Source organism: Paenibacillus sp. MAEPY2 (assembly GCF_000499205.1).
In the GTDB taxonomy this organism is placed as follows: domain Bacteria; phylum Bacillota; class Bacilli; order Paenibacillales; family Paenibacillaceae; genus Paenibacillus; species Paenibacillus vandeheii.
The window spans coordinates 130,206-156,422 of record NZ_AWUK01000034.1 but is presented as its reverse complement, the minus strand read 5'-3'; the positions used below and the strand labels follow the sequence as shown (position 1 = coordinate 156,422).

Sequence of the window (26,217 nt, the reverse complement as noted above, 5' to 3'; positions counted from 1 at the left end):
TGGGGATAGTGGAGGAATAGAGGGTTTGTATTCAATTTAATGTAATCGATTTCATGAATCTCCTTCGTTGCGATAAATAGCGGTGCATCCAGGAATTTCGCCACTTGTAGACCCGCTGTTTCTATAGCATTATGTTACCCGTCGTGAGTGCTGCATCCTGGTTCAGTCATACTTCAAGCTATGACCATTCAAGGGAGGCGTCAACTATGTTGAAGAAGAGCACCATCATGCTATTGTGCAGCTGTCTGCTGCTCGGACTGCTGGCTTCGGCCGTAGGTTCTTCGAAGGCCGAAGCGGCTTTTGGATCAGGGGATTTCCTGAAAGCTAACGGGACGGTTGTCCGCAAAAATTCGGGTACAGGTAACGTGGTAAACCTGCGTGGAACCAATTTGGGTGGCTGGCTGCTGCAGGAAGAATGGATGACGCCATCCGGGGCGGTAGATGAATACACACTGCGACGTACTTTGACAAATCGTTTTGGAGAATCGGGTGCACAGAGCCTGATCAATGGATATCAGGACAACTGGATTCAGGCTGGCGATCTGGATAACATCAAGAACTGGGGCATGAACGTTGTGCGTGTGCCGATCTATTGGGAGGATTTTATGAACACCAGTGGTGTCATGAAACCTGATTCGGTTACGTTCCGCAAGCTCGATTGGCTTATTGATGAAGCGGGCAAACGGAACCTGTATGTGATTCTCGATCTGCACGGGGCACCAGGAGCAGCCTGTCCGTGGCATTCCTGCGGTCAGGAGAATTCCAACCAACTGTGGACCAATGCTACATACCAGAACTGGACCATTCAGATCTGGGAACGGATGGCAACACGTTACAAAGGCAATCCAACCGTTGCCGCGTATGACCTGCTCAATGAACCTCTCGTAACCATGGGTATAGGTGAAAATGCAGCTCAGATCAAGCAAAAGATGGATTTCTATGACCGGATGTACAAAGCTGTTCGTGCCAAGGATGCGGATCACATGATCATCATCGCGGCATTCTTCGACTGGTGGGCAGCTTCACCGCCAACGACGTATGGCTGGACAAATGTGATGTATCAGACGCATCACTATCAATTCACGGATTATAACAACTGGGATCTGACCAATTCAGAGATGGATCGCTGGTTGAAGGATATGGCGTCCTATCAGAAGAATTGGAATGTTCCGGTGTTAGCTGGCGAATTCTCGTTTGGTCAGGATGATCTGACCGAGAAGTGGCTGTCCGGTCTGAATGCACTGAATGCTTCGTGGACGAACTGGAGTTATAAGGTCAAAGGGGGCGGGACTTGGGGTTATTACAATAATAACAACAACCCGGCACCTAACCTGAATACGGACAGTGCGGCAACGATTGCTTCCAAATGGAGCAAGTTCACCACGGCGAACTTTGCCTCTAATACCACATTTCAGAATGTGGTCAAGAAACATACGGGAACAGCTCCGTTTACAGAGACCTGGTCCAGTCTGAAGGCCAATGCCAACGGTACGTTTGTCAGCGCAGAGAACGGTGGGTCGGATTCGCTGGTTGCAAATCGGGATACTGCCGGACACTGGGAACGGTTCAAAATCATCCAGAACTCGGATGGAACGGTATCCTTCCTGTCGATGAGCAACATTAAATATGTGCAAGCTGATCTGAATAACGGCGGGCGTTTGATCGCCTCGGCCACGTATCCATCTACTTGGGAGAAGTTTACCCGTGAAGATCTGGGCGGGGGGCTGGTTGCTTTCAAATCCGTTGCGAACGGTAAATATGTCAGTGCGGATTTGAATAATGGGGGTGTGCTGTACGCCAATCGTAACGTTGTCGGCGGAGCATGGGAACAATTTATTGTTACAGCTAACTGAGACAGACTAGGATCTCGCATAAACAAAAAAGAAACGTAATGTAGTGACCCGCATGATGGCTCCGCTTTTACAGCAGAGCTTTTTAATATTCATCCATAACCATTTCCCAAATTCTGCTCCAAAGCCCTTTTAATCCGAGCTGAATACGATACAATAGAAAGGGAACTTCATCATTAATCAGTTTAGAGGAGGATGTGCATTCAATGGAATACCGTAGATTGGGTGGAAGCGGACTGAAGGTAAGCGAGATCAGCCTGGGTAGCTGGCTGACATACGGAGGGTATGTGGAACGTGAAAACGCGGTGAAATCAATTGAAGCCGCATTCGATGAAGGCATTAACTTTTTTGACACAGCCAATGTGTACGAGCGGGGTGCAGCAGAAGAGCTGCTGGGGCAGACGTTGAAAGCGTATTCCCGTGATTCGTATGTGCTTGCAACCAAGGTTTTTGGCAAAATGGGTGACGGTCCCAATGATCAAGGGTTGTCCCGTAAACATATTAAGGAACAATGCGAAGCCAGCTTGCAGCGGCTGGGTGTTGATTATGTAGACATATATTATTGCCATCGCTATCATACCGAAACACCGATTGAAGAGACACTGCGAGCACTGGACGATCTGGTGCGTCAAGGCAAAGTGCTCTACGTAGGTGTTAGTCAGTGGACGGCGGCACAGATGGAAGCGGCGCTGGGTACCGCTGATCGCCTGCTGCTGGATCATATTGTGGTGAACCAGCCGGTGTACAACATGTTCGACCGTTATATCGAAAATGAAATCATCCCGCTGGGCGAGCGCAAAGGAATTGGACAGGTGGTCTATTCCCCACTGGCACAAGGGCTTTTAACCGGTAAATACACTTCGGTATCTGATATCCCCGAGAATAGCCGGGCAGCAAAGCTGGGCTGGGATGAAGGGAAAATTAACGGTGACCGGATCGCGAAGGTTCGTCAGTTAATTGAAGTGGCGGACAAGCTGGATCTGAAGGTCGGTCAATTGGCTCTGGCGTGGATTCTGCGCCAAAATAACGTGTCCAGTGCGCTTGTAGGCGCAAGCCGTCCCGAGCAGGTGAAAGAAAACGCAGCCGCTTCCGGGGTGAAGCTGGATGCTGCAATCGTTGAAGAAATCGAACAAATATTAGCTTGAGGCAAGCTAAACTACTCAGGCTGTTCTTGCGCTGATAAAGAAAAAAGGGATGTCCCGGATAGCCTGTATGGCTACTGGGACATCCCTTTTGCGTTTGAAATTAGATTGAATTTGGGCCGGAAAGGGTGATGGAACGCAGTGGAATGGAACAGACTCGATTCCTGCCCGTATTCTTGGCTTCATATAATGCACGATCTGCCTGTTCAAAGAAATCGTTATCATCCCGGTCGTCACAGTGATCCGGAAACACAGCAACACCGATCGAGATGGTTAGCCGGATCGTATTGCCATCCGGCAGAGCGAAGAGGTACTTCTCCACCGCTTGCCTGATCGACTCAGCAATCGCCATAGCCTGGTGATGACCACAATCGAGCAACAGAATAGCAAATTCTTCGCCTCCGTTTCGAGAGACGATATCGGCCGAGCGGGCATGCTTGATGAGCAATTGCCCGAGCTGTTTCAAGACTGCATCGCCTGAAGAATGGCCGAAGGTGTCATTTACTTTTTTGAACCGGTCAATGTCGATGACCAACAGGGATAGTTTTTGCTTGGTCTCACGTGCCCGTTCCAGTTCCAACTCGAGTGATTTCTCAAATTGTCTGCGATTACTTAGGTTGGTTAGATGGTCGGTGGAAGCTTTTCGCTCCAGCAGGAACAACATTTCATTGGATTTATTAATGAATTCTGCGATGAAATAAATAAAGATTCCACCGACAAAGGAAATGGTTATCTGTAATGGATATACTTTCATTAAAGAATTCATGCTGGAAGTATTGAGCATCAGAATGACAAAGATCAGCGTCATACCCAGCAGGTTCATGGTAATAATCTTGGTTAATCTCGACCAAGGAGCATAGGCGAAATATACACCGGACAGTCCGATGATTGTCATGACGAAGGCTGCATCGATAGCAGCGGATGACATTCCAAACATGAGAATACGCAGGATGGAAATGACGAGTCCCGAGATGACTGAAGCGAATCCTCCTAAATATACGGCTGCTGTGACGATAGCCAAATGACGCAAATCTACAATGGTAGTTTCATTCAAAGGAAAGGAATAATTCATCAGTACCGTTCCATAGATCCCGAACAGCAGACCACCGATCATCTGAACACGCATTGAGGGAAAGGGCACACGGATACGATAGAATTTGGCGATGATTCCGGACACATACATGAACGTAATCATGACACAGACATTAACGAAAAATGTGCTTAGCAACCAGCATCCCCCCTTTAGCGCACATTACTATATTTTAGCTGAAAAGCAGTGTGGTAGCGAACCATAATATCCCAAATAGGAGAGGGGGAGCTGTGAAGAGGCTTGGCTATGGCAATTCATGAATAAATTAGTCGGATATTGACTTCATTATACAATGAGATTTATACTTAATCTAAATCAAAATTGATTTTGATGTTTCTGGGAATCATAGCAGTCTGTAGATTGCTGTGTCATCTTATATACTATTGAATGAGTAAATAAAGGAGAATTGCTGGTGAGAACTCTAAATCTGACGATACAGCGTCAAGCCGTTTATGATGTCGTCCGTCATTCCGAAGACCATCCAACCGCAGCAGACGTGATGAATCGTCTGGTGGAGCAAGGTTATAATTTGGCTTATGGTACAGTATATAATTCGCTCCGATATTTGACGGATAAAGAATTGATTCGAGAGCTCAAGTTGGGCGAGACGGCGAGTCGTTATGATGCCCGCATGGACGATCATCAACATATTATGTGTGAAGTATGCGGCAAGGTGGATGAAGTTATGACGGAAGTTCCTCCGCAATGGATGAAGCAAGTTGCGGAGGAAACCGGGTATGCGATTGATCACGCTCATGTGGTCTTTGGAGGTGTCTGCGCAGAATGCAGAAACAAACGGGTCAAGTAAAAATCAACCTGTCCGGTCGTCGTTTGCCGATCCGGGTCAAGCCTGCCCTTGCCGATCCAGCTCCCCTCGTAGATAATTGTCCGATCACGAGACGGGTCATTCTGATCAGTCCGATGCCGGGTCAGGTACATGAACTGGTCAAGGCACTAACGGATAGCTGCTTCGATGTGCTGGTATTCCATCGCTGGGAGCCTGATTTGCATGAACGGCTTGTATTCGATCTGTTAATCTATGACCTGTCTGTTGCTGGAACCATCGATGCATTTGCCGGCATCAGCAGCCGACTGAACCGTGAAGCTGAATATGCAACACCCTGTCTGTATTTGGTGGGGGAGAAGATGATTGGCAGTGCCAGTGGCCCGATGCTTCAGGAGGAATTACTGGTTTGGCCGGCACGTCCGCAGGAGGCGTTATATCGTGTGCAGCGCATGATCGGCAATAGTCCTGCAGCACCGAAACGCGGATTTCTGCCTCAGGAGGGACAGCGTATCGGTTTCAAGGATTTATGGCTGGATCGTGAGCGGATGAGCGTGCACCGGAATAATGACCGTATTCATTTGACCAAGACAGAGTATGATCTGCTGCTGAAGCTGATTGACGCCAAAGGTGCAGTCATTTCTCGTGAGGAGATGCTCAGCGATATTTGGGAGACGGATTTTACGGGTGGAAGCAATGTAGTGGATGTTCATATCAAAAGCTTGCGCAAAAAACTTGGCGATAACGCGGCTTCGCCTCAATATATAGTAACGGTAAGAGGAGTGGGCTACCGCCTGGCGGATTAGTCCGCTTTTTTTTGTGGGCAGATTATACTGTTCATGTCACACGTATGCGGGTATCCACTAGATAGCGTAAATGAGACCCATCGAATCGAAATGAAATAATGCTCATCGTTCTCAAAGTTGATGTTCATATTTCATTCATGAAACGAACAAGAAACTCATCTGAATCTCATGTGAACCTCATGCAAGAGGCGAGTGGGACATGTTAGAATCATTTTAACAGTTAGATCAAGTCTAAATGTATATTTAAAGCGATGTCGAATATGATTTTAATAGAGTATATACAGCAGGCATGAGACCAACATGAGGAGGATAACGATATGACAGAACGCATGACAACCAATCAGGGCGCACCCGTAGGTGACAACCAAAACTCCCGTACCGCAGGAAGAAGAGGCCCGACATTACTTGAGGATTATCATCTGCTTGAAAAGATCGCCCACTTTGATCGTGAGCGTATACCGGAACGGGTCGTTCATGCGAGAGGTGCCGGTGCACATGGCGTATTTACACTGGAGCAGAGCATGAAGGCTTACACAACTGCAGACTTCCTGCAAGACCCTGGCACAGAGACGGACGTATTGGTGCGATTCTCCACGGTAATTCACGGTACAGGTTCCCCGGAGACAGCGCGTGACCCACGTGGTTTTGCCGTGAAGTTCTATACCCGTGAAGGAAACTATGATATCGTGGGGAACCATTTACCTGTCTTCTTCATCCGTGATGCCATGAAGTTCCCAGATATGGTCCATTCCCTGAAGCCTGCGCCGGATACGAATATCCAGGATCCTGCACGCTACTGGGATTTCATGACACTATCACCGGAGTCGACGCATATGATGACCTGGTTGTTCTCCGATCTGGGTACGCCAGCAAGCTACCGTGAAATGGATGGATTCGGCGTACACGCCTTCAAATGGATCAATGCGCAAGGGCAAGTTCATTATGTGAAATACAAGTGGGAGTCAGCTCAGGGCGTACGAGGTTTCTCTCGTCAAGAGGCGGCTGAAGTACAAGGGCAGGATTTCAACCATGCCACCCGGGATTTGCACGATCATATCAAAAATGGTCAATACCCGCAGTGGAAGCTGCAGGTTCAATTGCTGAAGCCGGAGCAGATGGATGATTTCGCTTTTGATCCACTCGACCCAACGAAGACTTGGCCCGAGGATGTGTTACCGTTCCAGACCATCGGAACGATGACGTTGAACCGTAATCCACAGAATTTCTTCGCAGAAGTGGAGCAAGCAGCCTTCTCTCCAAGCGCTTTAGTACCTGGAATCGAGCCTTCCGAAGATAAATTACTGCAGGGTCGCCTGTTCTCCTATCCGGATACACAGCGCCACCGGCTCGGACCGAACTATTTGCAGATTCCGGTGAACTGCCCTTATGCTCCGGTTCGCAATCATCAGCGTGATGGACTCATGAATGTGAGTCAGGACCCATCTCCGGTAAACTATGAACCGAACAGCTCGGGCAACAGCCCGGTGGAAGCACCGGAATACCGTGACAGTCAGGCTCCGCTGCAGGGTCATGTTACGCGCGAGAAAATTGAGAAGACCGATAACTATACACAGTCAGGGGAATTGTTCCGTTCCTTCACGGCGGTAGAGCAGCAACACTTGCTCGATAATCTGATCAACGACCTGAAGGCAGTTCCGGAACAGACTCAGTTGCGTGCCTTGTGTCACTTCTTCCAGGCAGATGGACAGCTCGGTGGTCGTCTGGCTCATGGACTTGGTGTAGATATCTCCGCATTTATGCCATCACAGGATCGTAAATAAAGCACTTAAATTCATCTTTTTCAGAAATGAATAATTGATTTTATAATAGACCGGGTAGGACTGCAGAATAGCAGGCTTGCCCGGTCTTTAGACTTTTTTCACCTATAAACCGACCTTGTGCAATGAAATGATATTCTGAAATGGAAAACATATTTACAAATTATTTACAATAAATAGCTGACATAGAGGTTGACTTCTCGTTTGTTGGCACTACAATGGGTAGTGTGAGGGGTGTCTGAACATATGAGAATACACAATTTTAAAGTGGGTGAGCGTGGGCTGAATCGATTTTTCGGTCCGCTGGAGGCGAAGATCATGGACATTTTATGGACGCGTCCAGGCAGCAGCATTCGCGAAGTGCAAACCGCACTTGAACAAGATAAAGACGTTAATTTCAATACAGTCATGACGGTGATGAATCGCCTCGTGGACAAGGAGCTGCTCCGCAAATCGCAGAAGGGCCGAACGTCACTGTACCATCCGGTGCAGAGCAGGGAGGAGTTTATGAACGACCAATCCAAGGAATTATCACATGAATTGGTGGATGAATTCGGGGCACTTGCTCTGAATCATATGCTGGATGCGCTGGATGAAGCAGACGCAGGGTTGATAGAGCGTCTGGAGCAGAAGATTAAGCAATGGAAAAAGGATAGCGATTGACATGTGGAAGGCCCGCTCGAAGCTCTTGTTTACCGTCGGGTTTGGCATTCCGTTACTCGTGTTCATGCAGATGTTCATGTACGCGATGTACAAAATATTCGGTTGGGATATTCCGTTTAACCTGCTCTGGCTGTGCAATCACTGGATGAGCAGACTGGGCTGGTTATCCGTAGGCCATGTTCTTATGGCGCTGGTGATTCTGACGTTTGCCGGTACAGGCTGGTTGCTGCTGGATCGGATGATTAAGACATGTGCAGCGGTACGAAAGCTTCGGTCGATGGAGGATGGGGCCCTATCTTGGAAACTGGAAGCGCGATACCGTCATCTGAAACAAGCCCGATTCATTGTGGTGGACAAGCCGTCACCGGTTGCATTTACGATAGGTCTCTGGAAACCCGTTATTGTACTTTCCACAGGGCTGCTCACTATGCTGGATGCTGAAGAAGAAAGAGCGGTTGTGTATCATGAGGTCCATCATCTGTGGCATCGTGATCCACTCAAGACGACATTGCTGTCGGTATTTGCCTTCATGATGCCGTATATTCCGGTGTTGAAGCATACGTCAAAACATTACAATATCATTAGAGAAATTCTGGCTGACAATGAAGCGATTGAACGGACAGGGAACGCCGCGGGCATTGGTAGTGCACTGCTTAAACTGATCCGGGCTTGCCCTGAACATTGGAGAATTAGCGAGACAGCTATTCAATCGTCTTTTGCCGACACTTCGGTGAATGTTCGTATATCCCGTCTATTAGACCCGGAACAGGATGTTGCGCTGACGCTTCCCCGTTATGCGGTATTCATATCGGCCACAGTAATCCTGCTGCTGTCTGTCTTGTTTGTATGGTCCATTGGTTGAATTTCACGTTGAACTTAAACGCCAGGGAGGAAGATGAATATGAATCGAAGTGTGGAAATTGGACTGTTTTTCTCAAGGATCATGATTGGTCTCATCTTTGTATTGCATGGCTGGAGTAAATTCGAAGGCGGAATTAGCGGTACCGTCGGGTTCTTTGAAAGTATCGGCATTCCCGGTTTTCTGGCATCTGTTGTAGCGATCATTGAGCTGGCAGGTGGTGCAGGCATGATTCTGGGATTGGGAACCCGTGTATTTGCTGCATTGTTCATCGTCGTTATGGGAGGCGTTCTGCTTACTGCCAAAGTGGGACAGCCGTTCATAAGTGGTACCGAGCTTGATTACCTGCTGTTGGCAGGTTCATTGACAATGCTTTTCACAGGCAGCCGTTTTCTGGCGGTGGATCATTTCTTCTCTAGACAAGGCAACACTCGCCAGAATGTGAGTGCATAACGGGTCTAACATCCAATAGGGATGGAACAAGTTCATTTTATAAGCAGGTATATCTCATATCTCCTGTATAAAGCCTTTTCTCGCTAAACCGGATTACGTGTAATTGTATGCGTGAACCGTTCTAGCCGCGAAAAGGCTTTTTGTTTTGGACGACAAGCCCAACTATTTGGTACAATGAGAATAAGTATGCTACTAAGAAAAAATAAGAGAACTTGTAGGAGGGTGCGCTTTATGATAAACGTCATTCCATCCGATTCCCGCTCCAGCTTCGACCGGGGTTGGCTGCGCGGCAATCACAGCTTTTCCTTTGGTGAATACCAGGACCCGGAGAATACCGCGTTTGGACCCATGCGGGTAGCCAATGACGATGTAATTGCTCCTGGCCGTGGTTTTGGGGCACATCCGCATAGTGATATGGAGATTGTATCCATCGTACTGAACGGGAAGCTGCGTCATGAAGATAACCTGGGCAATGTGGCAGTTACATCATTTGGTGGAATTCAGCGCATGTCAGCAGGTACTGGCATGATTCATACCGAGCACAATGCTTCGGATACCGAAGAAGTACGTATATTACAACTCTGGTTCATGCCATATACAAGAGGGCTGGAGCCGTCTTACGAGACGACCTCGTTTGATCCAGACGCACTTTCGGGAGCACTTGTACCCGTGGTATCGCCTGAAGGTGGGGCGCGTATCGCATCCATTCAACAGGATATGACCATCTATCTTGGCCGATTGGCTAAAGGCCAGACGTTAACCTATGATCAGGCAGAAGATCGCCGTATGTACATTTTTGCCATTGAAGGAAAGCTTGGCTTGAACGGAGAGCATCAGTTAACTGAAGGGGACACGGCTCGTGTGGAGCAGACGACATCCATGAACCTGGATGCAAGCGAGGACGCCTTCTATATGTTAATCGATTTGCCCTAATTTACCGAAATGGAATGGAACTCCAAGATCCAAAGGAGGATGTACTTTATGACGCAGCAGGAATGGTTTATGGTTAAGCATGCAGTGACTGGGCGAGGGCTGGTGAACAGCAAAACCGATTCGTTGTCCTATCGCTATCAAAGAGAGGGCACGGGATTTGTTTTTACCGTTACGGGTTTAGAACAACAGGTGGTGGACAGCATTATGGAGCTCAGACAGGAGCTCAACGTGTTTCGCTTTGTACAGCGCAAGGATCAGCCCCTGGTGAAGCACTGGTATTACGTTCAGGGAGACCGGGTGCATTATGATGGAGAACGCCATACATTGACCATATATGCGGAATCTGAGATCCGCTATGTTCCTGAAGATTATTTTGCCGACTAAATGAATCATTAATGGGACCTTCCAATTGGAAGGTCTTTTTCCTTATATACAATTAATTATGGATTATATGTGTTTCAGGTTGTTTTATGAAATTAAGGAAAAGAGAAGCAGAGAATGGTTGACATGACGAAATGAATATCGATATAATTATTTTAATTGATAATGAGTATCAATATCAAATTATGAAGTAGAACAGCTACATTTGTTTACGGCTAATGGTGAGGGGATTAGTAGAGAGATGAAGTTAGGCTATATGTTGATCGGACTGGCTTTTTTGTCTATCGTATACCTGTTTATTGGCAATTCAGACATTTCGCCTATGGATATTTTTCATTTGACCCCAGTCCAGCTTCAGGTGTTACAAGTCAGTCGTTTTCCTCGCTTAATCAGCATCCTTGTGGCGGGTATCAGTATGAGTGTCATTGGACTGATCATGCAGCAGCTGACACGCAACCGATTTGTTTCTCCAACAACGGCCGGAACAATGGACTCCGCCAGGTTGGGTATCCTTGTTACTTTGATGTGGTTTCCTAGTGCTTCTCCACTGCAAAAAATGCTGGTCGCTTTTGCCTTTGCACTGGCTGGAACGCTAATCTTTATGCGGATACTGGAGAAGGTTAAATTCAAGGATACGATATACATCGCTCTCCTTGGTTTGATGTTTGGCAATATTGTAAGCTCGGTCACGACTTTTTTTGCCTACAAAAACGATTTGATCCAGAACATGTCGTCATGGTTACAGGGGGATTTCTCCACGATTATGAAGGGACGTTATGAACTGATCTATATCAGTATTCCGCTGCTCATTATCGTTTATCTGTTTGCTAATCGTTTTACACTTGCGGGTATGGGCGAAGATTTCTCAACCAATCTTGGACTGGCTTATCGAAAAGTGGTTAATCTCGGGCTGATTCTGGTTGCCATGGTTTCAGCTGTCGTCATTATCACCGTAGGTACAATTCCGTTTCTCGGTCTTGTAGTACCGAATATTGTAACGCTGTATAAGGGCGATAACTTAAGGGATACATTGCCTCATACGGCAGTGCTCGGTGCGATTTTTGTCCTGGTCTGCGATATTCTGGGTCAATTGATTATTTATCCTTATCAACTGTCCATCAGTTTGACTGTGGGCGTTGTGGGCAGCGTGTTGTTCCTGTATTTACTGCTTCGAAGAAAGGCTTATGGATCATGAGAATGAAGTATACGGCAAATACCTGGAAGTTTGGCATTTTGATTGCAGCGGCAGTGCTGTTGATTGGTGTATTTCTGGTCATTCAATCCGGGGGCAACTGGGATTATATTCTGCCTCGCAGAGGAAAAAAGATTCTTGCCATTGTGCTCACGGGTGCCTGCATCGCGTACTCCACTGCCATTTTTCAAACGATAACCAACAACCGAATTCTTACGCCTGGCATTATGGGGCTTGACTCCCTGTATATGTTGTTTCAGACCTTTGCCGTGTTTGTATTTGGAAGCACGCATATCAGCTTTGTGAACAAAAATCTTAACTTTGCGGTATCTGTGCTGTTAATGACCCTGTTTGCTCTACTTCTGCATCAGTTTATGTTCCGTAGAGAAGGGGGGCGCAATATTTATTTGCTGCTGCTCGTTGGCCTTATTCTGGGTACGCTGTTTCAGAGCATGTCCTCCTTCATGGAGGTACTGATCGACCCCAATGAGTTCCTTGTGCTGCAAGGCAAGATGTTTGCGAGTTTTAACAATGTGAATACGGATCTGCTGATCATCTCCATGGTGGCCATTATTTTGATCTTGCTGTATGCACAGAAGTTTACCAAATATCTCGACGTACTGTCCCTCGGCAAAGATCACGCGGTTAATCTTGGGGTGGATTACCAGTACATAGTGAAAAGGTTATTGCTGGTTGTGATGGTTCTGGTGTCAATTTCCACAGCACTGGTCGGCCCAATCATGTTCCTGGGGCTGCTGGTCGTGAATCTGGCGCATCAGTTATTCCGGACACATCGTCATAAAGTACTGATCTGGGGTTCGGTCATTATCGCAGTAGTTTCATTAGTCGGTGGACAGCTCATTGTGGAGCGGGTATTTACCTTTGCTACGACAGTAAGTGTCATTATCAATTTTGTAGGCGGTGTGTACTTCATCTATTTACTGCTAAAGGAGAATAAGTCGTGGTAGAAGTCAGAAATGTAACCAAACAATACGGCGGCGTCCGGGTAGTGGATGACGTATCACTGAATATTACCAAAGGGAAAATCACTTCATTTATCGGTCCCAATGGTGCAGGCAAAAGTACATTGTTGTCTATGATCACCAGACTAATCAGCAAGGATACAGGACAAGTCCTGATCGAAGGAAAAGAGATCGAAGGTTGGAAGAACAAGGATTTGTCCAAAAAAATATCAGTACTCAAACAATCCAATCACATAAATATCAGGTTGACTGTGGAGGACCTGGTTGCTTTTGGCCGTTTTCCTTATTCACAAGGAAGACTCACGGCAGAAGATCGGCAGTGGATTCAGGAAGCCATCGATTATATGGAGCTTGCTCCTTTCCGTAAAAAATATTTGGATGAACTAAGCGGTGGGCAACGACAACGGGCATATATCGCCATGGTTATTGCGCAGAACACCGAGTATATTCTGCTCGATGAACCATTGAACAATTTGGACATGAAACATTCCGTACAGATTATGAAGGTGCTTCGAAAAATGGTGGATGAATTGGGGAAGACAATTGTTATTGTCATTCATGACATCAATTTTGCCTCCTGTTACTCAGACTATATCGTTGCACTCAAAGATGGGCGTGTCGTGCAGGAAGGTAAAACGGAGGACATCATTGATACGGATGTATTGCAGAAAGTATATGACATGCACATCCCTGTGCAATGGATTGATGGGCGTAAAATTTGTGTGTATTTTGCTTAAAAAGGTAAACCAATATAGAGAGCGAGAGGTGTCTATTTATGAAAAAGGGTTGGTTGTTTACGTTGCTTGTGGTGTTGTCGGTTGTTCTGGCAGCTTGCGGTGGAAGTAAAACAGCAGAAAATACAGGTGCCAGCAGTGGCACAGGATCAGAAGCGAATGCAGCAGCAGAACAGTCCAATGATGAAATCGTCATTAAACATAAACTTGGCGAAACAACTGTGAAGAAGAATCCGGAGAAAGTGGTTGTGTTCGACTATGGTGTGCTGGATACATTGGATCAGCTTGGGGTAGAGGTTGCCGGTGTACCTCAGGAGGGAGTTCCCTCTTATCTGGCAAAGTATAACGATGCAAAGTACACCAATGTTGGCGGTTTGAAAGAGGCTGATTTTGAGAAAGTAAATGCCATGAAGCCTGACCTGATTATTATCTCAGGACGACTGCAAGACTCCTATGAAGAGCTGAGCGAGATCGCACCGACCATTTATATGGCGGTAGATACAGAAGATTATATGAACTCCCTGACTTCGAATGTGAAGACGCTTGGAGAGATCTTTGGTAAAGAAAAAGAAGCAGAAGAGGCACTAGCATCGGTTGATACCTCTGTTAAAGCATTAAAAGATAAAGTAACGGCTGCTGGAAAGAATGCACTGGTTGTTCTGACGAACGAAGGCAAATTAAGTGCGTATGGTGCGGGTTCCCGATTTGGTGTGATACATGATGTGTTCGGTTTTACTCCAGCAGATGCAAATATTGAAGTGTCCACCCATGGACAGAGCGTTTCATTTGAGTATGTTATGGAGAAAAATCCGGATTATTTGTTTGTGGTAGATCGGAGTGCGGTGGTTGCAGGTAGTGGTGAAGCAACTCCAGCCAAACAGGTGATAGAGAACGATTTGGTCAAAAATACAAATGCCTTCAAAGATGGACACATTGTTTATCTTGACCCCGATTACTGGTACTTGTCCGGTGGTGGTCTGGAATCCATTCAAGAGATGATTAAAGAAGTGGACAAGAGCATCCAATAAGTAAATGAAGTTTGCTGCATCCATTGATTAGGCCCCTAAGGTCTCTGTTATTTATACAGGGGCCTTTTTTTTGTTGCCTGAATTGAAAAAAATGATTGGATATTTTACAAAAAGACCACATAATTCCGTGGGATCTGGCACAAGCTACCTTGTATAAAAAACAGGAACGGAGGGCGGCATATGGCGGATAAAACATCAGGGAAAGATGGTTCACGGGATTCGGGGAAAAAGAAGCATGTCCCTTTGGGGCTGCCGTCTCCCCCTATTTTGCGGCAGCCGATAGGCCTCTCACATGAAAGCCATATGCTGGCACTGGAAGACATTTTCTCGGATTGTTCGGATGTCATATTCCGCAATGTCAAGATTACACCTGAAGTGGAAGGACTGCTGGTGTACATCGAAGGTATCGTGAATTCAGCAGATATTCAGGAGCATATGCTCCGTCCTCTGATTCGCGGCCTGATTGAGCAACGAACCGATGAGCCTGTTGCTCCTCTCGATGACACACGAATCGCCTTGTCGCAGGTGAAAAAAGTGGATTCCTGGGCAGCCGCAGCGGATGGAGTGCTGGAATCTTCCGCGCTGTTGTTAATCAACGGGAGCAAGGAGGCCTGGCTTTTCAACGTCAAGGGCGGCGTGCGGCGTGGTGTCGAGGAGCCCCAGACGGAATCGGTTATTCGCGGGCCACGCGAGGGGTTCACCGAGACATTGCGTGTGAACACAGCTCTGCTTCGTTTCAAGCTCAAAACACCTGCGCTTAAGATGTTAAGCATGACGATTGGGACTGAGACCAAAACCAATGTAGTGCTGACCTACATCGATGACATTGCCGATCCCAAGCTGATTAAGGATGTCAAAAAACGTCTCAATAAAATTAAAATCGACGGCATTCTGGAAACGGGGTATATCGAGGAGCTTATTGAAGATCATCCGTATTCCCCTTTTCCGCAGATGCATTATACCGAACGTCCGGATACAGTAGCAGGCAACCTGTTGGAAGGCCGATTTGCTATTTTTGTAGATGGCAGCCCATTTGCCCTTATTGCCCCGGTGACCATGTGGCAGATGCTTCAGGCCAGTGAGGATTATTACGAACGGTTCTTTATCAGTAATCTGGTGCGGTGGATTCGATTTTTGTTTGTTGCCATCGCGTTATTCCTGCCTGCGCTTTATATCGCGATTACAACGTTCCATCAGGATATGTTACCAACAACACTGATCCTGAGTATTGCGGGGGCAAGGGAGGCCATTCCATTCCCAGCACTGGTCGAAGCCCTCATTATGGAGCTGTCCTTCGAGGCTTTACGAGAAGCGGGGGTCCGATTGCCCAAAACGGTAGGTCAGGCCGTCAGTATTCTGGGGGCTCTTGTCATTGGACAGGCAGCTGTTCAAGCGGGAATCGTCTCTGCTCCCATGGTTATTATCGTATCCATGACAGGGATTGCTTCGTTTACGATCCCTCGCTTTAATTTTGCCATTACGGTTCGTTTGCTGCGTTTTCCCATCATGCTGCTTGCCGGGGCGCTTGGCTTGTATGGCATTGTGTTCGGACTGGTGTTGATCTCGGTGCATTTGACACAAATGACTTCCTTCGGTGTGCCTTATCTGTCCGGTCTCAGTCCGTACAGTAAAACGGATACCAAGGATATTGTTATTCGTACACCTTGGTGGAACATGATCCATCGTCCCTCAACGGTGCACCGTGACCAGAAGCGTATGAATGAGAAAATTAATGGCTCACCTGATGCTGAGGAGGGGTGGTAAACACATGTTCTTTATCCACAAACGGCATGCTGTGGCCATCATGCTCCTATGTACTATTTTTATATCAGGTTGCTGGGATCGGAAGGAGATTAATGATATCGCTTTTGTCATTGGTCTGGCTATCGATAAGGAAGAGGATAATTACAGAACCAGTCTGCAAATTGCCCTTCCCGGTCAGTCTGGTTCCTCTGGAAGTGAAGGTGGTGGTGGGGGCACAAGTGGTGACAAATCCTGGTTCATGTTATCCAATACGGCCAAAACTCTGCGTGGAACGTCTATTGAAAGCCAAAAGGCACTCTCTCGTGAGCTTTATTATGCACATCGACGTACCATGCTGATTGGAGAAGCGCTTGCCCGTGATGGTGTTGCTCCTATGCTGGATTTGCTTACACGTTACCCGTTAAACCGTTTCTCTGCTCTGCCGATTATCACCAAAGGCCCGGCATACAAGGTACTGGATACCGATGCACCAATTGAGAAGTTTCCTTCCGAAATGGTGCGGGAATTGTGCTTCCTGAATATGCGCAAACCGCGTACTCTCAAGACCTTTACGGATGCGATTCTTTCCGAAGGGGTGGAGCCGTTTCTACCTGTTGCCACGACAGTTGACAATGTGCCGGGCAACTGGAAGGACGTTAAGACGAACATCAAGTTGGATGGAATCGCTATTTTTAAGAAGGACAAACTGATAGGCATGATTGAAAAAGAGCCTGCTGGTGCACTTATACTGGCTATGGGTGAAGCTAACGAGCCTGAAATTATGGTCAAGGCTCCTCGAGGGAGTGGTGATATTTTTATTAAACTGAACGAAAACAACTCCTCATTGCACCCTCATATCAAAAATGGAAAAGTATCGGTGACGATTAAACTGTATGCCAAGGGAGTTGTTGTAGACAACGAGTCGAACTACGGCGACCTGCGAGAGCAAGAGATTAAGAACCTGAATCAAGCAATACATCAGAAAATCCAAGATGACATTCTGGATGGGGTAAGGCTGATTCAGAAAAAATATCCTGCCGATATTTTGGGTTTGGGTCGCTCCATTCATCAGCAATTGCCCAAAGAGTGGGACAAGTTAAAGGATCGCTGGGATGACATTTATCCGGATGTGAAAGTTAGTGTGGAGCCACATATTGTTATTGAAAATGTAGGGGTTATCAACAAACCGTTTGGATTGCCTGAGGAGGATATCGTCCATGATTAAGCCGCTGCTGTTCACATATTTGGGTGTAGTCGCTGCCGTAATTATTATGGATTTCAAACATTTGAAGCAGGCAGCGGCCATTAATCGCTGGTTATCCTACGGTCTGATCGTAATCAGCGCCGGGATTTGGTTTTATGTAACGCATTTGAGCAAAACAGTCTTTGTCACTACATGGCTTACCCATTTGATTCAGCGTTGGCTGCCGTTACCTTAAGGTTACTTCAACAAATTTCGAAGCTTGAAAGATAAGATAGAAAGGAGGTATTGCATGAATCAGGGAGTGACCGGTCGTCAGTTGGTGCTGCTCATCATGCTGCTCAGTATTACAGGTACGTTGATTCAGCCCCATGCGCAAGCCATTTACTATGCTGAACAGCATGCTTATTTATCCTACATCCCTGTGTTTTTTGTCATGGTAACATCACTTTGGATGTTAAGCCGTGTTCAGCGCCGATTCCCCGATCAGGATCTGTTTGAATCGCTGGTGGGACGTTTTCCTTTTTTGGGGCGTGTGACAGGCTTGCTGTACATCCTGTTTTTTCTCTTTATATTTGCCCGTGATATCCGTCTCATCGGTGATTACGTAAGTATCACACTGCTAGAAACAACGCCTCTATCTATCATTGTAGTATCCCTGTTAGTGATGGCTGTTTTTATCGTAAGGGGAGGGCTAGGATCCTTAATTGGCATGTCTGAGCTGTATGTTACGTTGTTTCTGCTAAATTCGTTGATATTGCCTTTCATGCTTATTCAGCAAATAAACATGGATAATCTCATGCCGTATTTTGACATCGATGTTGCTGGTGTTGGAAAGGGAAGCTGGTACATATTCTCCTTTTTCGGAGAGATGATTGCAATACCTTTTGTAGTCAAAGGCAGTGACTTCCGTTTTAAATCAGTCCTTTGGGGCATTACGATCGCAGCCTTATTAATGATGCTGATCATCACCGAAACGATCCTGGCGGTGGGGGTACCGATTGCATCGAGGTTAGTATATCCTTCCTATGAGCTGGCAAGGCAGCTGCAAATCAGTGATTTCCTTGACCGGTTCGATCTTGCACTGGCAGCGGCAACTCTACCTACGTTAATTACAAAAATTGCGTTTGATCTGTACTTTGTCTGTTGGGGACTTAAACGGATGATCCCAAAAGTTTCGGGTAAAGTGATGACGGGACCCGTGGCTTTGGTAGGTTTTGTATGTGCTTTCTGGTTTTTTAAAAATGCGATTGAGCTCTTTCGTTTTACAAGGGAGTGGACATGGATTGGGATTGTGTTCGAGGTGTTATTTCCCATAATACTCTTCGTGTTTCTTCGCCCCCGCAAAAAAGACAGGAATGATCAACGGGCAGCGGATAATCAGAAGCAAAAGCAGCAGCCAAAAGAGGATAAAAAAGAAAAAGCAGCTCAGGAACGAGATGAGTCTGACAAAGGGAAACGTGAAGGACCACAGGGTGGAGAATTACAGCCTTCCTGATATATCCCATCAAAAATCGTTATAGATGAACTGCCGAAAAGCGGGGAAACTCGGTTTCCCTTCAAAGAAGTACCCTGTATACTGTAGTCAGACTGATGACATTCGGCTGAATAAACGGGGGGAACATAGATGGCTCAACATTTGGCGGGTATACGCGTAGCACTGACAGGACCACGGAAATCCAAAGAGATGTCCTTGCTGGTTGAGAAAATGGGCGGTATTCCGCTTGTCCGACCTGCACAGGGAACTGTTTTTCTGGATGACCGTAATATTCGGGACGGACTGGTATCCTGGATATCGGACCCGCCAGACTGGACGGTATTGACGACGGGGATGGGACTGGATGCTATTTTTGATATGGCTGAGGATATGGAAATCGCGGATCAATTGCTGGACGTATTATCGGATTCCATGATTGCTGCAAGAGGGTACAAAACTGTCAATGCACTGCGAAAGCGTAAATTGACTCCGCTGGTGCGGGATGATGATGGCAGCACAGACGGGTTGATTCGGGAGTTCGCACCTCATGATCTTGCGGGAAAGAAGGTAATGTTGCAGCTGCACGGGGAGACGGCACCGAAGCTGGTCAGATGGCTGGAGGATCAGGGCGCTCAGGTTCGTCAGGTACTCCCTTATCGCCACGTCCCGCCGGAAGAGGGCGAACTGGAACAGCTATTAAATGAAATTTTGCGGCATGAGGTGCATGCCGTCGCGTTTACAAGTGGACCGCAAGTGCGGTTTCTGGTCGAATATGCGGCGTCAAAGGGAAAGCTTGGACCCATGCAGGAAGCCTTCCGTCAAGGTGTGGTGCCCGCTTCGGTAGGCAGGGTTACGGCAAACGCGATGCGTGAAGAAGGTATTGAGGCGCTTGTGGTCCCGGAAGATGAGAAGATGGGGGCCCTCATTGTTGAACTGGGGCGTTATTACGCTGCCAGATCTGCGGACAAGGCTCAGCTTCTGCCTTAATATTGATTTCGCCTATACTCATTTTGAAACATTAAATGAAACGTAATTAAGATGACGAAGTGTTTTCCGTTCTGATCCGACGATAGGGGTCAGAACTTTTTTGTTTCCTGTTTCTGCGAAGGGCATTTTATATAAGCTGAACGACTCTGATGGATAGGGATTCTCCTGAGACTTTGGTCGTGAAGTTACTTGTACCCATTCATAATTAAAGGTTTTTGGATAATAATGTGGAATGAATTAAAGACAGATTAAGCTTGCGAGGGAGGGACAGCATGATGAAAACCGTATGTGTAACCGGGGCTGCCCGGGGACTGGGGTTGGCTCTGACGGCGCAGATGCTGAAGAGAGGTTATATCGTCTATGCGGCAGGATTGGACATGGAAGAGTCCAAAGGGATTCGTCTTCTGACGGATGCCTATCCGAAACATTTACGCGCCATCGAACTGGACATTGCGGATGATCTATCTGTAGCTTTGTTCACGGAGACACTTAAGCTGGATACAGAGCATTTGGATATGCTTATCAATAATGCGGCTATACTAGGAAGTATTACGGATCATATCCGCGGACCGTTAAACATGGCGGAGATGGCAGAAGTATTCAATGTAAATACCTTGGGGACATTGCGTGTGACTCATGCCCTGCTGCCCCTCCTTCTTCAAGGGACAAATAAGCTAATTGTCGATATATCTTCGGAGGCAGGCAGTATTGAGCAGTGCAGCCGAGATGGATGGTTTGCCTATTGCATGTCCAAATCTGCGCTAAATATGCAGGCCCGCCTGGTGCATAATGGTCTGAAGGATGAGGGTGGGCAGGTGATGCTGATTCATCCCGGCTGGGTACAGAGTTATATGAGCGGGGAATTGAATACCGCTGCAGATCTTACGCCAGATCAATCGGCTCAGTATATTACAGCACTCATTGATCGCCATAAGGAGTTTAGGGGAGATCAGCCCGCGTATGTAGATTACAAGGGGGACACCCTTCCTTGGTAATTCTGTTATAGGTAATTTGAAAGGAGTTTTTAATGATGGATCATCGTAAAAAAGCGTTATTACTTGGTGATTATACTCATCCGGACTGGCATCCGCTGCAAGGTGTGGACGCGGAGATCAGTCGGATTTTTCACGATACTATGACTGTGCAATGCAGTGAGAATCGCAACATGCTGCTGCAAGAAAATATAACCGGCTTTGATGTGTGTATCTGTTACATGGACGATTGGAAGGGGAAAGTCTCTCCACAGCAGACAGCAGGCTTATTGTCCTATGTTAGTAATGGTGGTGGACTGGTCATCATACATAACGGAATTTCGCTCCAAAATCGTTATGAGCTGAAGCAGATGGTCGGTGCCAAATTCCTGCATCATCCACCATATGCACCACTGGAGTTCACAGTAACGGCGGAGAGTCATCCGGTGACTGAAGGCATTTCGGGATTTACAATGGAAGAAGAGCCTTATCAGTTCGAATTCGGTTCATTTGCCGAAACGAAGGTTCTGCTTGAGTATCAATCCGAAGAAGGGCCGAAGCCCGCAGCTTGGGCACATAGATATGGTGTTGGACGCATAGTTTACCTTATGCCGGGACATCATGTACCTTCTTTTGCACATGAAACCTATCGTCAGTTAATTTTGCAGGCAGGAAAATGGGCTGCGCGTTACGTATAGCCGGACCGTCTCTTTTGTGAGTAGGTGATTTAAGGGGTATACTATAGAGATCAACGAAGAGGAGGATAACAAGAATGAGCGATTTGTTCAAAAAGGCGATCTCGTTAGGGCTCGGTCTTACTGTTGTAAGCAAGGAGAAAATTGAGAAAACCGTGGATGATCTGGTCAAGCGCGGGGAACTTGCGCCCGGTGAATCCAAAGCGTTGGTCGAACGGCTAATGGAACGGGGCGATGAAGAGCAGGGCCAGTTCAAGAGAATGATTCACGAACAGGTCAAGCGTGTCCTTCAGGAAGTGGGCGTTCCATCCGAGAGTGATGTAACCAGTTTGGAACAGCGTGTTACCGTCCTGGAGAAAAAGCTTGCGGAACTGGGTCACACACCACAGCTTCAACCTGATGTATCCCCAGCTCCACTTGAAGTTCCTCCTCTCAAAGGAAACGAGATCGAGTAGATGGCTGTGCGAATCAAACATGTCGGCAGATACCGGGAAATTGCCATGGCGCTGGTGCGTCATGGCTTCGGTTATATGGTCGAGGAGCTGGGCTTGTTCCAGTTGCTGGCCATACCCCGGCGATGGATGTCGCGTGAGGCACCCACTACCAAAACACTGAGTGAGCGCATTAGACTTGTGCTGCAGGAGCTGGGGCCGGCTTTCGTCAAGCTGGGGCAACTCGCAAGCACAAGGGCGGATTTGTTGCCGGAGTCTGTCATCCGCGAACTCGTGAAGCTGCAGGATCAGGTCCCGCCGTTTTCCTCGGAGACGGCACGGGGTATTTTGGAACAGGAATTGGATACACCGCTGGAGGAGATCTTTTCCCGGTTCGAGGATACCCCTGTGGCTGCGGCTAGTATCGGACAGGTGCATCTGGGCAAACTTCAGAGCGGTGAGGCGGTAGCCATTAAAATCCAGCGACCTGGCATTTCGCGTATTGTTCAGCGTGATCTGGATATTTTACGAGAGTTGACAGCTATGGCGGAGAAGCGCTGGGATTGGGTGAAGCAATATCAGATCCCGCAAATGGTAGAAGAGTACGCCCAGGCACTGATGGCCGAGCTTGATTATACGATCGAGGGTCGTAATACGGAAAAGATTGCACAGCAATATCAGCAGGATAACAAAGTGAAAATACCGCTGATCTACTGGGATCAAACTTCTTCTCGTGTGCTCACCATGGAGTACATCGAAGGCATTAAGCTGAATGATCGTGACGAGCTGATTAAACGTGGGCATGATCTGAATAACATTGCGCAGAGACTGGTGGATTCGTTGTTGAATCAGATCTTCATTCATGGATTCTTTCATGCTGATCCACATCCGGGCAATCTGATGGTGTTGAAGGATGGCCGGCTTGCCTTTATCGACTTCGGCATGGTGGGCAGCCTGAGTGATGAGATGAAGCAGCATCTGGCTTCGCTCATTATCGGATTGATGCGCAAGGATACGGACAGCATGATCCGGGCGATTGAGAAGCTGGGTATGATGCCGGATGATATGGATTTGCGTGGGCTTCATAGCGATCTGGACAAGCTCCGCAGCAAATACTACGATATTCCCTTTTCCAAAATTAGCGTAGGTCAAGCGCTGAATGACCTGTTCGGCGTGGCCCAGCGACACCGGGTTGTGATGCCTGCCGACATTCTGCTGCTGGGCAAATCGCTGCTCACGATGGAGGGCGTCGTCGAACACCTTGATCCTACGTTGAGTATTGTGGATATGGCAGAACCCTTTGGTCGAAAGCTGATCAAGGAACGCTTCAATCCCGGAAGGATCAAGAATCGTCTGTTCCGCAGTGCTGCGGATATGGCTGAGAGTGTCATGGGTCTGCCTGGACAGCTAAGACAGCTCTCCTCCATCATTAGCAAAGGCAAGCTAAGGCTGGAGATCAGTGTCCCTGAACTGGATGCGCTCATGCGAAGAATGGACCAGGTCAGTAATCGGCTGTCTTTCAGTATTGTTCTGCTCGCATTTTGTATCATTATGGTCGGGTTGATCATCGGTTCTTCGATCAGTCACCAGTCAACCATGCTGTGGGATATTCCGGTCATTGAGATTGGATTCCTGGTGGCGATTCTGATGGTGGCCTTCCTGCTTTATTCGATATTCAAATCAGGAAGATTTTAATAACAATAAGACCCGCAAAGAGACTTTTTAAAGGATCTTTGCGGGTTATTTTTTTTGAAAGGGTGAGGTTTGTTTGAAAAGGATGCGTAGTAACTTGATTTTATCGTTTTTAACCGGCATTTTTGCGTATTATATCATTGCTAGGACCATAACCATGAATGCCATAATGGTTTGTCTAGCAGCTACAGCAATCTTAGCTATGATTTATCTGGTCATTTTTTTTATAAAGAAAAACCGTCAGGCTAAAGGATAGAGTCGAGTCGCAACAGATTTTTTGAGAAAAGTTTGTTTGAGAAAGAGTATCTTGGAGTAAAATAACGCAATCTTAAGAAAATACGAGATTTTCTCCTGATTTTTCAGTTTAATTGTGTTAGTACATATCGCTTTCTATGTCTATAATAATAGATCAATACATTAACGGACCCGGTTTTTCTGAGAGGGGAAAACCAAGAGGCATTATGATCGGCTCACGATGTCTCGAAGGCAAGAAACCTGGAAGTAGCAATGGAATAACGTGGTGCTCACTGGAACGGATAATGACATGTTCCGACCTGATGTCGGATAACTTAGCTAAATCATGGGAAATCATGTAATTCAGGCACGTATAGATTCATTTTGCGGGAGGGTATTCCGCTGTTTTGTGCTGTCTGTCGTGGTTGATCAGTGACGAACCGTTCCATTGCAAATCAGGCGAAGACAAATTTGAAGTTATACACGTAGGAGGAACGGCAAGAGACATATGAATACGTTAAAACAACAATGGTTTGGTAACATTCGCGGTGACGTGCTGGCAGGCATTACGGTAGCACTGGCGCTTATTCCGGAAGCCATTGCCTTCTCCATCATTGCAGGCGTTGATCCGATGGTCGGCTTGTACGCTTCCATTACAATTGCCATTGTGATCTCGATTGCGGGCGGAAGGCCAGGTATGATCTCGGCGGCAACGGGTGCCATGGCGGTGTTAATGGTTGGACTCGTCAAGGATTATGGCGTGGAATACTTGTTTGCCGCTACGATTTTGACGGGCATCATTCAGTTTATTCTGGGGATTTTCAAGGTTGGACGGTTTATTACGTTTGTGCCCCACTCGGTACTGACCGGATTTGTGAATGCGCTGGCGATTCTGATCTTTATGGCACAGCTGACCCATTTCACGGGCGCGAATTGGATCATGTATGCGATGGTAGCGGGTACGCTGGCGATCATTTATATTTTGCCGCGTTTTTTCAAAAGCGTTCCGGCTCCATTGATTGCTATTGTGATCATGACGATCATAACGGCGCTGTTGAATTTGGATGTTAAAACCGTAGGTGATATGGGGAACCTCACAAGTACCCTGCCAATGTTCCATCTGCCCAATATCGACTGGTCCCTTAATACCCTAATGATTCTGCTGCCTTATTCGTTCACGATGGCTTTGGTAGGTTTGCTGGAATCTTTGCTGACTGCAACGATTGTGGATGAAATGACCGAGACCAAGAGCAGCAAAAACCGCGAAGTGCGCGGTCAGGGGATTGCCAACTTTGTTAATGGCCTTTTCGGTGGCATGGGTGGCTGTGCGATGATCGGACAGTCGGTTATTAATGTGAAGTCTGGTGGCCGAGGTCGATTATCGACATTTACGGCTGGGGCTTTCCTGGCCATATTATTATTATTGCTCAGTGGTGTAGTGAAAGAGGTGCCGATGGGTGCACTCGTAGGCGTCATGTTTATGGTGTGCATCGGTACGTTTGACTGGAGCTCCATCAAAAATATTGCGCGTGTGCCACGGGCGGAAGCTATTGTTATGGTCGTTACGGTAGCGATTGTGGTCTACACCCATGATCTGTCGATTGGTGTTATGGTCGGCGTTGTGCTCAGTGTGCTGCATTTTGGCTGGAAACAAACGAAGATTCGCGTGCAGGCCAATCAGGAACAAGGGCAGAAGGTGTATCGGGTTCACGGACCGTTCTTCTTCGGTTCATCCTCCCGTTTCGTCGATGAGTTCAATGCCGAGGCAGACCCGGAGGAGATCACGATTGATTTTGGTGGCTCACATATTTGGGATAACACGGCGGTTGTTGCCATTGGTAAAGTGAAATTCAAATATGCGAAGCTGGGTAAAACGGTGCATCTGCGCGGACTGAACGAGGAAAGCTCCCGTTTGCTTGAGAAGAGTGGTTTTGCCGCGGCACAAGGGCACGGTTCCTAATAACTTATACAGATGAACAAGTGAGCTTAATATGTAGATAAATGAATTTAGATTAGTCACATGGATGAATGATAAGGGGCTGTCCTGCAAGTCATGAAGGATCATGACGGGACGGCCTCTTTCATTATCTGCATTTTCTCGTTAAATCAG

At 47.1% G+C, this 26,217-nt stretch carries 25 protein-coding genes; 24 read left to right on the top strand and 1 reads right to left on the bottom strand.

The genetic code is table 11. The features are described 5' to 3' along the window. Positions 1–206 precede the first annotated feature (206 nt). Positions 207–1,853, top strand: a complete 1,647-nt coding sequence (locus P364_RS0125240) for a cellulase family glycosylhydrolase (protein WP_052016766.1) — start codon at positions 207–209, stop codon at positions 1,851–1,853. Positions 1,854–2,056: 203 nt separating this feature from the next. After that, positions 2,057–2,995, top strand: a complete 939-nt coding sequence (locus P364_RS0125235; RefSeq protein WP_024632820.1) for an aldo/keto reductase family protein — start codon at positions 2,057–2,059, stop codon at positions 2,993–2,995. A gap of 100 nt (positions 2,996–3,095) precedes the next feature. On the opposite strand, the gene P364_RS0125230 is transcribed toward P364_RS0125235, so the two are convergent. Beyond that, on the bottom strand, positions 3,096–4,220 hold the full coding sequence (locus P364_RS0125230; protein ID WP_024632819.1) for a GGDEF domain-containing protein: 1,125 nt from the start codon (positions 4,218–4,220) through the stop codon (positions 3,096–3,098). Between the two features lie 274 nt (positions 4,221–4,494). Between P364_RS0125230 and P364_RS0125225 the strand changes: the two genes are divergently transcribed. From P364_RS0125225 to P364_RS0125115, 22 genes are all read left to right on the top strand, one after another. Beyond that, positions 4,495–4,890: a Fur family transcriptional regulator gene (locus P364_RS0125225; RefSeq protein WP_024632818.1), complete on the top strand. Its 396-nt coding sequence runs from the start codon at positions 4,495–4,497 to the stop codon at positions 4,888–4,890. After that, positions 4,866–5,672, top strand: a complete 807-nt coding sequence (locus P364_RS0125220; RefSeq protein WP_024632817.1) for a winged helix-turn-helix transcriptional regulator — start codon at positions 4,866–4,868, stop codon at positions 5,670–5,672. Before P364_RS0125225 ends, P364_RS0125220 begins: the two co-directional genes overlap by 25 nt. Positions 5,673–5,989: 317 nt before the next feature. Then, positions 5,990–7,453, top strand: coding sequence for a catalase (locus P364_RS0125215; protein WP_024632816.1), 1,464 nt, complete (start codon positions 5,990–5,992; stop codon positions 7,451–7,453). 243 nt (positions 7,454–7,696) lie between these two features. Then, the gene (locus tag P364_RS0125210; RefSeq protein WP_024632815.1) at positions 7,697–8,113 is read left to right on the top strand and encodes a BlaI/MecI/CopY family transcriptional regulator; all 417 of its coding nucleotides are present in this window, start codon (positions 7,697–7,699) and stop codon (positions 8,111–8,113) included. A gap of 1 nt (position 8,114) precedes the next feature. Then, entirely contained in the window at positions 8,115–8,975 is an 861-nt protein-coding gene (locus tag P364_RS0125205) for a M56 family metallopeptidase (RefSeq protein ID WP_024632814.1), read from the top strand. Positions 8,976–9,014: 39 nt separating this feature from the next. After that, on the top strand, positions 9,015–9,425 hold the full coding sequence (locus tag P364_RS0125200) for a DoxX family protein (protein WP_024632813.1): 411 nt from the start codon (positions 9,015–9,017) through the stop codon (positions 9,423–9,425). Positions 9,426–9,656: 231 nt separating this feature from the next. Beyond that, positions 9,657–10,358 carry a pirin family protein gene (locus P364_RS0125195; RefSeq protein ID WP_024632812.1) on the top strand — a complete coding sequence of 234 codons (702 nt, stop codon included), beginning with the start codon at positions 9,657–9,659 and terminating at the stop codon, positions 10,356–10,358. A 48-nt stretch (positions 10,359–10,406) separates the two neighbouring features. Further along, complete coding sequence (locus P364_RS0125190; RefSeq protein ID WP_024632811.1) at positions 10,407–10,742, top strand: hypothetical protein; 336 nt, start codon at positions 10,407–10,409, stop codon at positions 10,740–10,742. 238 nt (positions 10,743–10,980) lie between these two features. Continuing rightward, positions 10,981–11,934 carry an ABC transporter permease gene (locus tag P364_RS0125185; protein ID WP_024632810.1) on the top strand — a complete coding sequence of 318 codons (954 nt, stop codon included), beginning with the start codon at positions 10,981–10,983 and terminating at the stop codon, positions 11,932–11,934. After that, positions 11,931–12,899 carry an iron chelate uptake ABC transporter family permease subunit gene (locus tag P364_RS0125180; RefSeq protein ID WP_328285973.1) on the top strand — a complete coding sequence of 323 codons (969 nt, stop codon included), beginning with the start codon at positions 11,931–11,933 and terminating at the stop codon, positions 12,897–12,899. The genes P364_RS0125185 and P364_RS0125180 overlap by 4 nt, the downstream gene beginning before the upstream one ends. Further along, complete coding sequence (locus P364_RS0125175; protein WP_024632808.1) at positions 12,893–13,651, top strand: iron ABC transporter ATP-binding protein; 759 nt, start codon at positions 12,893–12,895, stop codon at positions 13,649–13,651. Before P364_RS0125180 ends, P364_RS0125175 begins: the two co-directional genes overlap by 7 nt. A gap of 38 nt (positions 13,652–13,689) precedes the next feature. Further along, positions 13,690–14,676 (top strand): siderophore ABC transporter substrate-binding protein, encoded by a 987-nt coding sequence (locus tag P364_RS0125170; protein ID WP_024632807.1) that lies wholly within the window; start codon positions 13,690–13,692, stop codon positions 14,674–14,676. A gap of 180 nt (positions 14,677–14,856) precedes the next feature. After that, complete coding sequence (locus P364_RS0125165) at positions 14,857–16,440, top strand: spore germination protein (protein ID WP_024632806.1); 1,584 nt, start codon at positions 14,857–14,859, stop codon at positions 16,438–16,440. Positions 16,441–16,444: 4 nt separating this feature from the next. Beyond that, positions 16,445–17,644, top strand: coding sequence for a Ger(x)C family spore germination protein (locus tag P364_RS0125160; RefSeq protein ID WP_029881280.1), 1,200 nt, complete (start codon positions 16,445–16,447; stop codon positions 17,642–17,644). Beyond that, positions 17,637–17,858 (top strand): hypothetical protein, encoded by a 222-nt coding sequence (locus P364_RS0125155; RefSeq protein WP_024632804.1) that lies wholly within the window; start codon positions 17,637–17,639, stop codon positions 17,856–17,858. The genes P364_RS0125160 and P364_RS0125155 overlap by 8 nt, the downstream gene beginning before the upstream one ends. Before the next feature lie 54 nt (positions 17,859–17,912). Further along, a complete protein-coding gene (locus P364_RS0125150; RefSeq protein WP_024632803.1) occupies positions 17,913–19,118 on the top strand; it encodes a GerAB/ArcD/ProY family transporter in 1,206 nt (401 codons plus the stop codon). Positions 19,119–19,247: 129 nt separating this feature from the next. Further along, positions 19,248–20,084 carry a uroporphyrinogen-III synthase gene (locus P364_RS0125145; protein WP_024632802.1) on the top strand — a complete coding sequence of 279 codons (837 nt, stop codon included), beginning with the start codon at positions 19,248–19,250 and terminating at the stop codon, positions 20,082–20,084. A gap of 272 nt (positions 20,085–20,356) precedes the next feature. After that, a complete protein-coding gene (locus tag P364_RS0125140) occupies positions 20,357–21,079 on the top strand; it encodes an SDR family oxidoreductase (RefSeq protein ID WP_024632801.1) in 723 nt (240 codons plus the stop codon). Between the two features lie 35 nt (positions 21,080–21,114). Next, entirely contained in the window at positions 21,115–21,753 is a 639-nt protein-coding gene (locus tag P364_RS0125135) for a ThuA domain-containing protein (RefSeq protein WP_024632800.1), read from the top strand. Between the two features lie 74 nt (positions 21,754–21,827). Next, the gene (locus P364_RS0125130) at positions 21,828–22,205 is read left to right on the top strand and encodes a phasin family protein (protein WP_024632799.1); all 378 of its coding nucleotides are present in this window, start codon (positions 21,828–21,830) and stop codon (positions 22,203–22,205) included. After that, on the top strand, positions 22,206–23,876 hold the full coding sequence (locus P364_RS0125125) for an ABC1 kinase family protein (protein WP_024632798.1): 1,671 nt from the start codon (positions 22,206–22,208) through the stop codon (positions 23,874–23,876). It begins immediately after the preceding gene. Positions 23,877–24,615: 739 nt separating this feature from the next. Then, positions 24,616–26,067, top strand: a complete 1,452-nt coding sequence (locus P364_RS0125115) for a SulP family inorganic anion transporter (RefSeq protein ID WP_024632797.1) — start codon at positions 24,616–24,618, stop codon at positions 26,065–26,067. Positions 26,068–26,217 lie beyond the last annotated feature (150 nt).

What these genes read in the sequence shown, in the direction of transcription:
- P364_RS0125240 (WP_052016766.1), top strand. Translation starts at nt 207, where the DNA reads ATGTTGAAGAAGAGCACCATCATGCTATTGTGCAGCTGTCTGCTGCTC.
- P364_RS0125235 (WP_024632820.1), top strand. Translation starts at nt 2,057, where the DNA reads ATGGAATACCGTAGATTGGGTGGAAGCGGACTGAAGGTAAGCGAGATC.
- P364_RS0125220 (WP_024632817.1), top strand. Translation starts at nt 4,866, where the DNA reads ATGCAGAAACAAACGGGTCAAGTAAAAATCAACCTGTCCGGTCGTCGT.
- P364_RS0125215 (WP_024632816.1), top strand. Translation starts at nt 5,990, where the DNA reads ATGACAGAACGCATGACAACCAATCAGGGCGCACCCGTAGGTGACAAC.
- P364_RS0125210 (WP_024632815.1), top strand. Translation starts at nt 7,697, where the DNA reads ATGAGAATACACAATTTTAAAGTGGGTGAGCGTGGGCTGAATCGATTT.
- P364_RS0125205 (WP_024632814.1), top strand. Translation starts at nt 8,115, where the DNA reads ATGTGGAAGGCCCGCTCGAAGCTCTTGTTTACCGTCGGGTTTGGCATT.
- P364_RS0125200 (WP_024632813.1), top strand. Translation starts at nt 9,015, where the DNA reads ATGAATCGAAGTGTGGAAATTGGACTGTTTTTCTCAAGGATCATGATT.
- P364_RS0125195 (WP_024632812.1), top strand. Translation starts at nt 9,657, where the DNA reads ATGATAAACGTCATTCCATCCGATTCCCGCTCCAGCTTCGACCGGGGT.
- P364_RS0125190 (WP_024632811.1), top strand. Translation starts at nt 10,407, where the DNA reads ATGACGCAGCAGGAATGGTTTATGGTTAAGCATGCAGTGACTGGGCGA.
- P364_RS0125185 (WP_024632810.1), top strand. Translation starts at nt 10,981, where the DNA reads ATGAAGTTAGGCTATATGTTGATCGGACTGGCTTTTTTGTCTATCGTA.
- P364_RS0125180 (WP_328285973.1), top strand. Translation starts at nt 11,931, where the DNA reads ATGAGAATGAAGTATACGGCAAATACCTGGAAGTTTGGCATTTTGATT.
- P364_RS0125170 (WP_024632807.1), top strand. Translation starts at nt 13,690, where the DNA reads ATGAAAAAGGGTTGGTTGTTTACGTTGCTTGTGGTGTTGTCGGTTGTT.
- P364_RS0125165 (WP_024632806.1), top strand. Translation starts at nt 14,857, where the DNA reads ATGGCGGATAAAACATCAGGGAAAGATGGTTCACGGGATTCGGGGAAA.
- P364_RS0125160 (WP_029881280.1), top strand. Translation starts at nt 16,445, where the DNA reads ATGTTCTTTATCCACAAACGGCATGCTGTGGCCATCATGCTCCTATGT.
- P364_RS0125155 (WP_024632804.1), top strand. Translation starts at nt 17,637, where the DNA reads ATGATTAAGCCGCTGCTGTTCACATATTTGGGTGTAGTCGCTGCCGTA.
- P364_RS0125150 (WP_024632803.1), top strand. Translation starts at nt 17,913, where the DNA reads ATGAATCAGGGAGTGACCGGTCGTCAGTTGGTGCTGCTCATCATGCTG.
- P364_RS0125145 (WP_024632802.1), top strand. Translation starts at nt 19,248, where the DNA reads ATGGCTCAACATTTGGCGGGTATACGCGTAGCACTGACAGGACCACGG.
- P364_RS0125140 (WP_024632801.1), top strand. Translation starts at nt 20,357, where the DNA reads ATGATGAAAACCGTATGTGTAACCGGGGCTGCCCGGGGACTGGGGTTG.
- P364_RS0125135 (WP_024632800.1), top strand. Translation starts at nt 21,115, where the DNA reads ATGGATCATCGTAAAAAAGCGTTATTACTTGGTGATTATACTCATCCG.
- P364_RS0125130 (WP_024632799.1), top strand. Translation starts at nt 21,828, where the DNA reads ATGAGCGATTTGTTCAAAAAGGCGATCTCGTTAGGGCTCGGTCTTACT.
- P364_RS0125125 (WP_024632798.1), top strand. Translation starts at nt 22,206, where the DNA reads ATGGCTGTGCGAATCAAACATGTCGGCAGATACCGGGAAATTGCCATG.
- P364_RS0125115 (WP_024632797.1), top strand. Translation starts at nt 24,616, where the DNA reads ATGAATACGTTAAAACAACAATGGTTTGGTAACATTCGCGGTGACGTG.